Source organism: Halpernia frigidisoli (genome assembly GCF_900113805.1).
Taxonomy (GTDB): Bacteria; Bacteroidota; Bacteroidia; order Flavobacteriales; family Weeksellaceae; genus Halpernia; species Halpernia frigidisoli.
Genome location: NZ_FOQT01000003.1, coordinates 223,946 through 237,760 on the forward strand (window position 1 = coordinate 223,946; position 13,815 = coordinate 237,760).

At 33.9% G+C, this 13,815-nt stretch carries 12 protein-coding genes; 8 read left to right on the plus strand and 4 right to left on the minus strand.

Translation table 11 applies throughout. The features are described 5' to 3' along the window. Positions 1–71: 71 nt before the first annotated feature. The 6 genes from paaZ (at position 72) to BM238_RS09325 (ending at position 7,788) form a co-directional block, all read left to right on the plus strand. Entirely contained in the window at positions 72–2,564 is a 2,493-nt protein-coding gene (gene paaZ / locus BM238_RS09300) for a phenylacetic acid degradation bifunctional protein PaaZ (protein WP_090080139.1), read from the plus strand. Positions 2,565–2,631: 67 nt separating this feature from the next. Then, positions 2,632–3,012 carry a GxxExxY protein gene (locus tag BM238_RS09305; RefSeq protein WP_090080141.1) on the plus strand — a complete coding sequence of 127 codons (381 nt, stop codon included), beginning with the start codon at positions 2,632–2,634 and terminating at the stop codon, positions 3,010–3,012. A 109-nt stretch (positions 3,013–3,121) separates the two neighbouring features. Continuing rightward, the gene (locus BM238_RS09310; RefSeq protein WP_090080143.1) at positions 3,122–3,889 is read left to right on the plus strand and encodes an enoyl-CoA hydratase/isomerase family protein; all 768 of its coding nucleotides are present in this window, start codon (positions 3,122–3,124) and stop codon (positions 3,887–3,889) included. A 51-nt stretch (positions 3,890–3,940) separates the two neighbouring features. Beyond that, positions 3,941–4,474 carry a hypothetical protein gene (locus BM238_RS09315; RefSeq protein ID WP_090080145.1) on the plus strand — a complete coding sequence of 178 codons (534 nt, stop codon included), beginning with the start codon at positions 3,941–3,943 and terminating at the stop codon, positions 4,472–4,474. 58 nt (positions 4,475–4,532) lie between these two features. Continuing rightward, the gene (locus tag BM238_RS09320; protein ID WP_090080146.1) at positions 4,533–5,045 is read left to right on the plus strand and encodes a hypothetical protein; all 513 of its coding nucleotides are present in this window, start codon (positions 4,533–4,535) and stop codon (positions 5,043–5,045) included. Positions 5,046–5,151: 106 nt separating this feature from the next. Then, a complete protein-coding gene (locus tag BM238_RS09325) occupies positions 5,152–7,788 on the plus strand; it encodes an AsmA family protein (protein WP_090080149.1) in 2,637 nt (878 codons plus the stop codon). A gap of 66 nt (positions 7,789–7,854) precedes the next feature. Here the strand turns inward: BM238_RS09325 and BM238_RS09330 are convergent, their stop codons facing one another. The 4 genes from BM238_RS09330 to BM238_RS09345 all read right to left on the minus strand — a co-directional run bounded on the left by BM238_RS09330 (position 7,855) and on the right by BM238_RS09345 (position 12,205). Further along, positions 7,855–9,987 (minus strand): S46 family peptidase, encoded by a 2,133-nt coding sequence (locus tag BM238_RS09330; RefSeq protein WP_090080151.1) that lies wholly within the window; start codon positions 9,985–9,987, stop codon positions 7,855–7,857. A gap of 351 nt (positions 9,988–10,338) precedes the next feature. Next, a complete protein-coding gene (locus tag BM238_RS09335) occupies positions 10,339–10,794 on the minus strand; it encodes a GNAT family N-acetyltransferase (RefSeq protein ID WP_090080154.1) in 456 nt (151 codons plus the stop codon). Continuing rightward, a complete protein-coding gene (yihA, locus tag BM238_RS09340; RefSeq protein WP_090080156.1) occupies positions 10,791–11,411 on the minus strand; it encodes a ribosome biogenesis GTP-binding protein YihA/YsxC in 621 nt (206 codons plus the stop codon). Before yihA ends, BM238_RS09335 begins: the two co-directional genes overlap by 4 nt. A 35-nt stretch (positions 11,412–11,446) precedes the next feature. Continuing rightward, positions 11,447–12,205, minus strand: coding sequence for an alpha/beta fold hydrolase (locus BM238_RS09345; RefSeq protein WP_090080158.1), 759 nt, complete (start codon positions 12,203–12,205; stop codon positions 11,447–11,449). Positions 12,206–12,460: 255 nt separating this feature from the next. On the opposite strand from BM238_RS09345, the gene mraZ reads away from it, so the two are divergent. Both mraZ and rsmH read left to right on the plus strand, forming a co-directional pair. Beyond that, the gene (gene mraZ, locus BM238_RS09350; RefSeq protein ID WP_090080159.1) at positions 12,461–12,931 is read left to right on the plus strand and encodes a division/cell wall cluster transcriptional repressor MraZ; all 471 of its coding nucleotides are present in this window, start codon (positions 12,461–12,463) and stop codon (positions 12,929–12,931) included. Then, positions 12,921–13,814: a 16S rRNA (cytosine(1402)-N(4))-methyltransferase RsmH gene (rsmH, locus tag BM238_RS09355; protein ID WP_090080481.1), complete on the plus strand. Its 894-nt coding sequence runs from the start codon at positions 12,921–12,923 to the stop codon at positions 13,812–13,814. The genes mraZ and rsmH overlap by 11 nt, the downstream gene beginning before the upstream one ends. Position 13,815: the final 1 nt, after the last annotated feature.

Sequence of the window (13,815 nt, forward strand, 5' to 3'; positions counted from 1 at the left end):
TTAAATTTTTGTATCTTAACCACACGAAAAATCACAGAATATTTCTATAATAAATGAGGTTAAATTAAGATATGAAACTAAAAAACTACATCCACGGCGAGTGGATCGAAGGCAATTCTGAAGGAACAAAATTATACAATTCCGTCAGCGGCGAGCAAGTTGCAATTGCTGACACTTCAGGTTTAAATTTAGCCGACGCTTTAAATTACGGTCGCGATTTAGGTTATAAAAATTTGTCTTCAATGACATTTTATGACCGCGGACAAATGCTAAAAAATCTTGCGCTTTATTTATTGGAACGTAAGAAAAAATACTACGACATTTCCTACAAAACTGGCGCAACCCACGCAGATTCTTGGGTGGACATTGAAGGTGGTTTTGGAACTTTTTTCACTTATTCAGGTTTAGCAAAAAAAATGTTGCCAAATACACCATTTTGGGTTGATGGCGATACACAGAAATTATCTGCAAACGGAACTTTGCTTGGAACTCATATTTTAACGCCAAGCGAAGGGATTTCGGTTCAAATTAACGCTTATAATTTCCCGGTTTGGGGAATGCTTGAAAAACTGTCAACCTCCCTTTTAGCCGGTGTTCCAAGTTTGGTAAAACCAGCAACACCGACAAGTTACCTCTCGCACGCCGTTTTTGAAGATATGATCGAAAGTGGCATTTTACCGGAAGGCGCAATCCAACTAATTTGCGGAAGCGCCGGAAATTTATTGGAAAATATGCAAGACGGCGATTCTGTTTTATTCACAGGTTCTGCTTCTACGGGGAAAAAATTAAAATCCATGCCGTCCATTTCTAAAAATGCAGTGCGATTTAATATGGAAGCAGATTCTCTCAATTGTTCAATTTTAGGATTAGATGCAAAACCGGGAACACCGGAATTTGACCTATTCATAAAAGAAGTTCGCAACGAAATGACGACAAAAGCCGGACAAAAATGTACGGCAATCCGAAGAATAATCGTTCCGGAAAATTTAATCGGTGACGTTAAAAATTCTTTAACTAAATCTTTAGATCAAGTCAAAATTGGAAATCCTTTAAGCCGTGAAACAAGAATGGGCGCACTGGCGGGAAAGGACCAATACAAAGAAGTTTTAGAAAAAATAGAATTATTAAAAACTGAAACAGAATTAATTTACGACGGCAAACAAGATTTAATAGACGCTGATTATGAAAACGGCGCTTTTATGTCGCCAAAATTATTCTTAAATGACTCGCCTTTTACCAAAAACATTTCACATAATGTAGAAGCATTCGGTCCGGTTTCTACTTTAATGCCTTACAAAGATGCAGATGAAGCCGCTGCTTTAGCAAAACGCGGAAAAGGAAGTTTGGTTGGTTCAATAATTTCTCACGACAACGATTTTATCGCAAAAACTGCCTGGAAAATGGGAACAACGCACGGAAGAATTTATGTTTTAAACCGTGATAATGCAAAAGAAAGTACAGGTCACGGTTCACCATTACCAACAATGATGCACGGCGGACCCGGAAGAGCAGGCGGCGGTGAAGAAATGGGCGGATTAAATGGACTTCACTTTTTCTTACAAAAAACGGCGATTCAGGGATCGCCGGATGTTTTGACTGCAATTACAAAAATCTACCAAACTGGTGCTGAGAAAAAATATGCAGATCTTCATCCTTTTCAAAAATTCTTTGAAGATGTTGAGATTGGTGATGCTTTAGAAACTGCCGGAAGAACCGTGACAGAAGCAGACATTGTCAATTTTGGAAATGTTTCCTGGGATCATTTTTACGCGCACACCGATGCGACAAGTTTAACGGGAACTATTTTTGACAAAACCGTGGCGCACGGTTACTTTATACTTTCCGCGGCTGCAGGTTTATTTGTTTCCGGGAAAAAAGGACCTGTCATTGCAAATTATGGTTTGGAAAACTGTAGTTTTTTCAAACCGGTTTATGCCGGCGACACAATCACGGTTTATTTAACTGCAAAAGAAAAAGTGAATAAAGGCGTTAAAGGCAGAAATATTCCTTCCGGTGTTGTAAAATGGTTAGTGGAAGTTATTAATCAAAGAGATGAAGTAGTTTGTGTGGCGACAATTTTAACTTTAGTAGCGAAAAAATCTGTTTTTATTCCATTGAAAATTGTTGATGTTAAAAATGCTTTAGATAAATTAACTGAATCAACAGAAAAATCATTTGGTGAAATGACGCCACAATTAATGGTGGAACATTTAGAAGACGTGACTAAAAATGGTTTTGGGAATTTGAAAGCTGAAGATTTTAAAGAAATCCCAGCGGAAAAATTAGAATTGTTGCAAGATTGGTTATATTCAAACGACAAGATAAAACCTGGCGCCAAATACCCGCTTTTGAAAGAAGGTGAAACAATGCAGCCAAAGTATAAAAATTTAGAGGAAGCCAAAGAAAACTTACTTTCAACATTAAAAGAATATTTGGTTTTTTACAAAGAAAATCCTAAAATTGAAGTTTATCATCCAAGATTTGGACTTTTAAATAAGGAAATGCAGGAACTTTTTCAACGGAAACACTTTATGCATCATTTTGAGCAATTTGGATTGATATAATTTGCGCACAGATTTTCACAGATGTGCACAGATTCATTCGTTTTAAATATTGAAAAATCTTAAGATTATGACTGAAAACGAAATCACTTACTCAATTAGAAAATCAATTTTTGAAGTTTACAATACACTTTGCTCAGGATTACTAGAAAGCGTTTACGAAAAAGCGATGGTGATTGAACTTGAAAACCGAGGCTTAGTTGTAAATGTACAACTACCGATTTCAGTAAACTATAAAGGCGTAGATTTAGGTTTAGGATTTCGTACTGTTATTATAGTAGAAGAAAAAATTATAATTGAAATAAAATCTGTTGTAGATTTGGCGCCAATTCATCACAAGCAATTGCTAAATTACTTAAAGTTAACAAATTTACATTTGGGTATTTTGGTAAATTTTAATACTAACGATATTACTGGAAGTATCGTGAGAATTATCAATGGATATAAATAATCTGTGAAAATCCGTGAAAATCTGTGCGTAAATATCCTCACAGATTTTCACAGATGCACACAGATTTAATTTGGAGAAAAAATCATTAAGAACCTACTAATAAGAAAATATGACAGACGAATTTGTAATATCAGAAATAGAAAATAATATTTCAACCATCACTTTTGGAACGCCGAAAAGCAATGCTTTACCGGGAAAAATTTTAGAATTATTAGCAAAAACAATTTTAGAAGAAGGTTCCAAAAAAAAAGTTAAAGCCATTTTATTAAAATCCGCGGGCGAAAAATCCTTTTGTGGCGGTGCAAGTTTCGATGAATTATTAGAAATAGAAGACCTTGAAACTTCAAAAAAATTCTTTGGCGGTTTTGCAAAAGTTTTGAACGCTATGCGTACTTGTGGTAAAATTGTCATTGTAAGAGTTCAGGGAAAAACTACCGGCGGTGGTGTTGGAATTGCTTGCGCAGCAGATTATTGTTTTGCAACAAAAAATTCTGCCTTGGCTTTAACGGAACTTAATTTAGGAATCGGGCCTTTCGTTATCGGACCTTTTGTGGAAAGAAAAATCGGGATTTCTGCTTTTTCTGCAATGGCAATTGATGCTGATTTTAGAAGTGCGGAATGGTGTGAAAATAATAACATTTATAATTCTGTGTCTGAAGATATAAAAGAAATGGATTTAAAAATTGAAGAATTTTTAGCAAAATTAAGCGGAAGAACTTCGGAAGCATTGGCTTTAATAAAGAAAGTAAGTTGGGAAAATTCTGCAAATTTTGAAAAATTAATGCCGGAAAGAATTGAAATGAGTGCAAGATTAATTTTGGAAGATTCCGCCAAAGAAAATATTGCAAAAATCAAGGAAAGACTAAAAGCAAAATAATTTAAAAAAATCTTGGTTCAAAATTTGTTGAAAGTCAAAAAAATATTTAACATGAAAAAACTAATTTTATTAATTCCATTTCTTTTAGTTGCCTGTAAAAAAGAAGTCACAGATCAGGTGAAAGCAAATAATTCTGACACTATTTTAGCGGTTGATCAAACTTCTACACCTTTGCCAAAAGACTCAATGACAAATCAGGATTCATTAATTGCAAATTCTAAAGTAGTAGAAAAAGTTTTAGATGAGGGCGTTAACAGAGATGTGGACAAAAATGAAATTGTGAGAACTGCGGACGGAAGCATGTTGCCTTTCACGATTGGGGATCAATTCACGACAGACAGTCAAAAATTTATTTTAAAGCTTAAAAATGTTTCAAAATCTAAGTTGAAAATAACCGTTGATTCTGAAAAGCCTATGAATATACGAATTAATCAAATAAAAAAACCAGACGGGAGCCTTGACGGACCTTATGGAAAATCCCTCGATCTACAAACACCACAAAAAGGTGATTATTGGATTATGCTTGGTAAAAGTCTAATGGCAGACGGTACGGGCAAGGGTCATTTCAGTATTAAAGTAGAGTAATTTTATTTGGTACAATTTGTGAGTCTTCTTTTTAAATAACATTTATTAAAAAAGCAAAATGAAAAATTTAATTTTAACAGGCATCATTGCCTCAGCGACTTTAGTAAGTTGTAGTACAGTTCAGTCACTCGTTCAAAACACTTTTCCGTACAATGCAACGGTTTTGGTTTCAACGGGCATTCCTGCAAATCAGGAAGTTTCTTCTTCAACAACGGCTTCAAATGTGCAAAGCTGGTTTGGTGGAAACAACAATGCACAGATTAAAGATGTGAGAATTTCTGAGGCGAAAGTTACCTTGATTTCACCTTCGAACGGCTCTTTGGCAGATTTTAAATCTTTTAAAGTTTATGTATCCTCTGATGGAACTGCTGAAAAACTGGTTGCTTCACGTTCTGATTTTAGCAATTCCGGCAACTCTTTAAATTTAGACATCGGCGATTCTGGCTATTTAGACAATGTTGTAAAAAGCAATAATTTAAAAGTGAGAACGGTTTATGTGTTAAAAAATGCAACAAGTTCTGATATGAATTTACGTGTTTCTCTCAACTTTAACAGCGTTCCTGCCAATTAATTTTTTAAAAATTAAGTGAAAAAACCGTAGAATTTTTATTCCACGGTTTTTTTATCTTTAAGAGTAAAAACACAAATGAAATTTAAATTTATATTAGAACTTTATCATGAATAAGAAATATTTCCGCATTTTTACCATCATTTTTGGAAGTATTTTGCTTCTTTTATTAATTGTGAATTTTAGTATAAATTTTTGGCTTAAAAATAATCTTCCGGATTATTTAAAGAAAAATACAAATTATCAGATCAGTTATCAAAAACTTGATGTAGAATTGCTTTCAGGAAATATCCTCGCGCAAGGAATAACTGTTAATAACAAAAATCCTAATCAAAACAAAATTTTAGGACTTCAGGGAACAATTGATTCGATTACGATCAGTCGTCTAGGCATTTACGATGCAATTTTTAACAAAAGAATTAGTACTAAAAGTATAGTTTTAGCTAAACCAGTTTTAAATATCCAACTTCCCGAGAAGACAAATAAGAGTAAAAAAGAGCAAAATCCCATTGAATTAAAAAATCTAGAAATTAGAAATGGAAAAATTCAGGTTTTCAAAGCCAATAAAAGAAAAATCGCCGGTTCAAATGATCTTAACCTTAAAATTACCGATTTAGAATTATCTTCCGAAACTCAGGATAACGGCTTGCCTGTTGGGTTTGACTCTTATTCTATTGAAGCTAATAAAGTATATTTTCGTCCGGACAATGTGTATTTATTTTTAGCGGATCAAATCAAAACCAAAGATGGTGTTTTAAATATTCGAAAATTTTCCTTTTTACCGCTTTTAAGTTATTCGCAATTCACCCATTATTATCCAACTAAAAGTAATTTATTTAATCTTAAATCTTCTGAAGCAGTTGTTGAAGGTTTTAATTTTAAAAATAAAAAAATAGATTTAAAAAGTTTTCGTTTGGAACAGCCAAATGTAAAAATTTATACAACTGGCGTTAAACCGAAAGCAAAAGATAAAAAGGATTTTACGCTGGATGTTAATTTAGGAAACCTGATTTTAAATAATGCCACTGTTGACGTTGAAAAACCAAATCAAACGCCACTTTTTACTGGCGGAAATCTAAATTTAAATATTTCAAAAATTGTAATGAATGGTGAAACTACAAAAGAAAGTTTACCTTTTCAATACGAAGCTTTTGCGCTTAATGGAAAAAATATCAACTATTTTACGGAAAACGATCATTTGTCGGTTTTAAATTTAAAAGTTGATCCAAAAAATATTGTTTTAAATCAAATTGCATTAAAATCTGAAAATCAGTCTTCTGATAAAAATTATTTTGACGTCAACACAAAGTCAGTTTCAATAAAGTTGAAAGAATGGAAAATGGTTGATTCTAAATTAAAAATGGAAATTGACGATGTTTTAGTGGATGAAATTAAAGGAAAAATCGCAACATCAAAAGTTAAAACTGAAAAGAAAAATAAACCTTCTTTCTTAGATTTTCCACTAAAAATTCATAAAATAAATTTAAAGAACTCAGATTTAAATGTTGAAAGCAAGGGAAAACCAATGGCTTTGAATGGATTAAATTTAAATATTAATGAATTGGAATTAAATCAAAACGAAGCAAAACAGCTTCTGATGAAAAGTGCCAATTATAATTTCACCGCAAACAGTTTAATTTATAATCCAAGCCAATTCTATAAGATTTCGGCAAATGCCATAAAAGTGACTGAAAAAGGCGGAAATATTTCTAATTTTGCGATGATTCCATTGGTTTCTAGAGCACAGTTTATTAAAATGATCCCGACGGAAAAAGATCTTTACAATTTAAAAGCAGCATCCATTTCTTTTGCTGGAAATTATGATCTTTTAAATCAGGATAAAATTATCAATCTTTCAAATGTGACGCTCAATAATATGAACGCGAATATTTTTAGAAGTAAAATTCCGAAAGATGATTTAACGGTAAAACCGCTTTATTCAAAGATGCTGCGTTCCATTAAATTTCCGCTTTTCATTAATAATTTAGATATAAAAAATTCTATTTTGGTTTATGAAGAAGATATTGCGACGAGTGACGGACCTGGAAAACTGGAATTTGATAATTTTAATTTGAATGTAAAAAATATTAATTCCGGGAAAATGAAAGGGAAACCAACACAGGTTGCTATTACCATAAACAGTGGTTTTATGAATGGTTCACCGCTTCATTTAAACTGGGGCTTTAATGTTTTAGATCAAAATGACAGGTTTACCATTTCCGGAAATGTGGGTAATATGCCTGCGCCAAGGCTTAATCCTTTTATTGAACCTTATTTGCACGTCACGGCGACGGGCGTTATCAAAAAACTGAATTTCAGTTTCACCGGAAATCCTGTGGAAATAAATGGGACAATGAAAATGGATCATGATAATTTGAAAATCGCGATCAGAGATAAAGATTCAGGCAAAAAGAAGAAATTACTTTCCGGGATCGCCAATTTATTTATTAAAACAGATGCAGAAAAATATCCAGAATCCGTGAGTATTGAGCATGTAAAAAGAGATAATACCAAATCCTTTTTTAATCTTCTTTGGAAAGGAATGGAAAATGGTTTAGCCAAACATTTGATCGGCATCAACTTTAAAGAAAGTGTCGATAACGTTAAAAGTACAGTCAAAGATGCCAAAGAAACAGTTAAAGACGTTGGCAAAGCCGTGGAAAACGTAACCGACAAATTAAAAGCTGATGATAAAAAAGCTGAACCTGAAAAAAAGAAAGGTTTTTTTAATCGGATCTTTAAATAAAATTGAAAAATAAAAAAAGCCACATTTCTGTGGCTTTTCTTTTATCAAATATTTAAACTGTAATCTCTATTTTACCAAAGATAATTCACTTACGATGTGGCCTGCGCCTGCATATTTGTCAATTACCCAAAGTACATAGCGAACATCAACGTTAATCGTTTTCTGCAATTTTGGTTCAAAAACAATGTCGCCAGAAAGCGCTTCGCTGTTTCCGTCAAAAGCCAAACCGATCAATCTTCCGTAACCGTCAATCACTGGTGAACCGGAATTTCCGCCCGTGATGTCATTATTTGTTAAGAAATTAATTGGCATATAACCGCTTCTGTCTTTATACATTCCGAAGTCTTTCTTTTTGTATAGATCTAAAACTTTCTGTGGAAGATCAAATTCTTCATCACCTTTTTTGTACTTGTCAACCATTCCGCCCATTGTGGTGTAGAAATTTTCTTTCACACCTTTGTAATTTCTATCATCTCTTTTTGGCAAAACGTCAACCTGACCGTAAGTTAACCTCATCGTAGAATTTGCGTCAGGATAGAATTTTTTGTCCGGACTTGCCATCATTAAACCTGCTAAATAAAGACGGTTATTTTTTTCAAAACTTTCATCCACTTTTACAAATCTTCCTGATAACATTTTATAATCTGAGATATAAGCATTTGCAAACTGAAATAATTGGTCACCGTCAATTTTTAATCTGTCAGGATTATTTAAAAACATTACTGCAGATTCTTTGTTTGCAAAAATAGAAGATGCTGCAACTAATGATAAGTTTTTGGCATCTGCACCTAAAACTGCAGGCGACGCAACGTCTTTAGAAACTCTTTGCTGGTAAAGATTTACCAAAGAATTAAGCATCTCGCCTTCTACATTAGCATGAAAATTATCATAAAGTCTGTCAATTGCTGCCTGCACTTTTGGTTTCATCGCTGCTTGTCCGGCCGCATCCTGATCAGCATAAGTTTTAAATAAACTTCCCAAAGAGAAAGCGACAGGAATATATTTTGCGTTTCTCTGCAGTTGCGAAGAAAAATTACGTTCTACATTTCTCTCCGAAATTTGTTTGTAATAAGCTTGGATATCATTTAAAACACCACCATAAACCGGTTCATTTTCCGGTAAAAGTGCCCATTTTTGATAAGCTGCTTCAGCTTGTTGTTTTTCGGCAACAGTTCCATTTGCATTTACTGCATCAATTGTTCCCTGACGATTTTTCCAGTAATTCGCTACACTAGCATATTGTGACGCATAATCTAAGCGCGTTGCATCATCTTTATCCATGTATTTTTTCATAACATCCATAGATAATTTTGAAGCTTCTACCCAAGCCGGATAATCTTTTGTAGTCATTTGCTGAATTCCAAATGAAGTTAAATACCGGTTTGTAGTTCCCGGATATCCAAGAATCATTGCAAAATCACCAGGTTTGTAACCTTTAAGAGAAACCGGTAAAAAATGCTTTGGTTTCAAAGGCACATTTCCCATTGCGTATTCTGCAGGATTATTATTCGCATCTGCGTAAACTCTGAAAATACTAAAATCCGCAGTATGACGCGGCCATTCCCAGTTGTCTGTATCGCCACCAAATTTTCCTAAAGAAGCCGGCGGAGCGCCAACTAAACGAATATCTTTATAATCCTGATAAACGAAATAATAAAATTCATTTCCTTTAAAAAAATCTTTTACAACAACAGTATATTTTCCGTTTTCAGAATTTTCTGTCTGGATTGCTTTGTATTCTGCGTCAATCGCTGCTTTTCTGGCTTCCGCCGTCATGTCACTAGTTAATTTAGTATTGATGCGTTTAGAAACATCATCCATTCTTACCAAAAATCTAACGTAAAGATTTTTCGCATTAAATTCCTGATCGCGTTTCATCGCCCAATAACCATTTTTTAAATAATCTTTTTCCGGTGTAGAAGCTGCTGCGATCGCATCATAACCGCAATGGTGATTCGTAAAAACCAAACCTTGCGAAGAAACGATCTCGCCCGTACAAAAACCACCAAAACTTACGATGGCGTCTTTTAAACTCGAATTATTTACGGAATAAATCTCATCCGGCGTAAGATGCAAACCTTCCTTTTGCATGTCTGTTCCGTTCAGTCTTTTCACCAACATCATCAGCCACATTCCCTCGTCTGCACGCATTTGCAGAAAGCTTAGAAGAAAAGTGCATAATAAAAATACTTTTTTCATATTAAATTTTTTAGTTCCGCTAATTTAACAAAATGCTTCTAATTAAAGATTATTAAACAAAAAAAGACGGAAAATTCCATCTTCAATTTTTTTTGGTAAAGTTTGACTTTATATAATGTTTAACTTTTATTTTTTTATGACAGCTTTTCCGCCTTCCGTTCCCGCTTTTTTGTTCCGCTTTGCTTCACAAAAAGAGCTTCACTCAAGTCGGGCTGCAGGTTTTTGCGATAAATAAGGTTTGTAAATAATTAGAGATAGATTTTTTTCCCTTGAAATTTAAAAAAGAATAATTTAGAAAAATTAAATCCGCCCAAATCTTTGAAATCTGTTTGAGATAGAACCTTTGAAAAATTAATCAACCTTCAAAATCATTTCCGTGTGCGGAATATCATCTTCCAGATATTTTTTGCCTGTGTCGACAAAACCAAAATTAGAATAAAATTTAATTAAATAATCTTGAGCGGAAATTCTCACTGATTTACTTCTCAATTGGTTAAAAATTATCTGCAAACTATAACCAACCAAAATTTTACCCAAACCTTCACCTCGAACAGATTTCGAAGTCAAGACCCGACCAATACTCGCTTCCGGATATTTTATGTTTTCTTTAAAGATTCTCAGATAAGCAACGATTTCACCGTTTTTTTCGGCCCAAAGATGAATGGCTTTTTGGTCATAATTGTCAGCGTCCAAATAATAGCAAGTTTGCTCTACCACAAAAACCTCCTGCCGAATATTTAAAATTTTATAAACCTCTTCTGCAGATAATTCTGAAAAATTTTTAACTTTCCAAACTAAATCGGTCATGAAAATTTTATATTATTTTTTACCAACATCTCATTTGTCGTGCGGATAAAGTCTAAAATAAGATCTCCACCCAGTTTTTTCTCCGCAGAAGTCACAAACATTTCAGGCACTTCTTCCCAGGTTTTGAGAAGTTCTTCTCTATAAACGGCCACATTTTTATCTGCCGCGCCAGGTTTTAATTTGTCTGCTTTTGTAAAGGCAATACTAAACGGAACAGCACTTTCACCGCACCATTCCATAAATTCAAGATCAATTTTTTGTGGCGCCAGACGAATATCAATTAAAACAAAAAGATTAACCAAATTGGTTCTGTTTAAAATATAATTGGTGATAATTTTTTCAAAATCTCTTCTCATTGACTTTGAAACGCGCGCATATCCAAAACCTGGTAAATCTGTTAGTGACCAATTTTCATTCACTAAAAAATGATTGATCAGTTGTGTTTTCCCGGGCGTTTGTGAAGTTTTTGCTAAATCTTTGTGATTCATCATCGCATTAATGAGAGAAGATTTTCCCACATTTGAGCGACCAATAAATGCATATTCCGGCATATTTGGTTCCGGACAATCCTGCCATCTACTGCTGCTTTTTACAAATTCTGCTGTTTTTATTACCATACTAAAAATGGAGGTTTTTACATCCTCCATTGTTTTTATTTATTTTCTATCCACTTATGAAGAATCTCGTTAAATTCTTCCGGTTTTTCCATCATTGCGGCGTGGCCACATTCATCAATCCAGTACAAATCTGAATTAGGAATAAATTTATTCATGTCAATTGCCACTTCCGGCGGCGTCACATTATCCTGTTTTCCCCAAATAATACAAACCGGACATTTAATATTTGGAAGATCATTCAGCATATTGTGTTTGATAGCACTTCTCGCAAGCATGACAGTTTTAATACCTTTCATGCGGTCATTTACTAAAGCAAAAACCTCATCCACCAACTCGTCAGTTGCGATTGTTGGATCAAAAAAAACCTCTTCTGTTTTCTTCTTTATATATTCTTTATCGCCTTTTCTGGGGAAACTATCGCCGAAAGTTCTTTCATATAATCCCGAACTTCCTGTTAAAACTAAATTTTCAACCAGGTCAGGTCGTGTTGTTGTCAAAATCAAACCAACGTGTCCACCCATAGAATTTCCAACAATTGTGACAGGTTTTCCAATTTCTTCGTCAATAAATTTTGCTACAAATTTTGCAATTGTTGTGAGGTTTGTATTTAAAACTGGTAAATCATAAATCGGTAAAACCGGCACGAATACCGAAAATCCTTTTTCTGAGAAAAAATTTACCATACTGGTAAAATTACTTAGTCCGCCCATTAAACCATGCAGCAAGACCAAAGGCTGACCTTCTCCTTCATGAATAAAATCGAACTTTTTTTGTTTTTTTATTTTAAATCTCATAACCTTTTTCTGGGGCTTGGCAAAAATACAAATTTAACACCAATTTATAAACATTTTTTGGCTTTGTTAATGTTACTGATTATTAGGTAAAAATATCAAAATTTTATAAATGTTTGAAATAAAAGTTTGATTGCTAAAATATTTAAAATCAAATAATTAAGTAAACACGGGCGTTTTCAGATTTATTTATCCACATTAAGTCAAAAAGTGGGAAAAAGTGGGAGAATATGGAAATATTTTATAAATTTGTCCCAAATGAATCAATTCATCGGAACATACGAATGTAAGATAGACGACAAAGGTCGCCTAAAAGTGCCATCTTCACTTGTGAAGCAAATGGCCACATTCACCGATGGCACATTCATAGTTAAACGCTCTGTTTTTCAGGCTTGTCTGGAAGTTTATCCACCAAATGCATGGGAAAAAGTGATGTCAAAAATCAACGGATTGAACCGATTCATTAAGAAAAATGCAGACTTCATCCGCCTTTTTACAGCAGGTGTCAAAATGGTGGAATTTGATTCTGCGGGACGTTTACAGATTTCTAAAGACTTAACGACATTTGCTAATTTGACGAAAGAAATTGTGATCACAAGCGCAGGTGAAATTTTTGAAATCTGGGATAAAGAATCGTACGAAAAGGTAATTTACGGCAGTGATATTGATTTTGCGGCTTTGGCAGAAGACGTGATGGGAACTTTAAATTTAGATGAAAATGTATCATAATCCAGTTTTGCTGCACAAAAGCGTAGAAGATCTCATTACAAATCCCGATGGAATTTATGTAGATGTTACTTTTGGCGGCGGTGGACATTCGCGTGAAATTTTAAAAAAATTATCACCAAAAGGCAGACTTTTTAGTTTTGACCAAGATCTGGATGCGTTAGAAAATACAATCGATGATGAAAGATTTACTTTGATTAATCAGAATTTTCGGTTTTTAGAAAACTCGCTTTTGGCTTACGGCATTTCTTCAGTTGATGGAGTTTTAGCAGATCTAGGTGTTTCTTCTCACCAGTTTGACGAAGCAACCCGCGGATTTTCAACAAGAAGCGACGCGCCTTTGGATATGAGAATGAACGTAAAACAGCAGTTGGACGCAAAGAGAGTTATCAATAAATATGAAGAAGAGCACCTTGCTGATATTTTTCACAACTACGGGGAATTGCGAAATTCCAGAAAAATAGCGAAAGACATCGTTACAAAAAGGCTCATTAAACCAATAAAAACAACGCAGGAATTGAAAGATATTTTTCAATATATCCCCGCACCAAATAGGAATAAATTTTATGCGCAGGTTTTTCAGGCGATTCGGATTGAGGTAAATCAGGAATTAGAGGCTTTAAAAGAAATGCTTGAGCAATCGTACAGAATTTTAAAACCAGAAGGAAGATTAGTCGTTATTTCTTATCATTCTTTGGAAGATCGTTTGGTAAAAAGATTTTTGAAAAATGGCAAGTTTGAAGGCGAACAACCGCGTGATATCTATGGAAATTTCCCTAAATTTTTTAATTTATTGCAGACTAAAGCAGTAATTCCAGATGAAAATGAGATAGAAGAAAATAGCCGCGCAAGAAGTGCAAAAATGCGCACTGGAATAAAAATTTAAA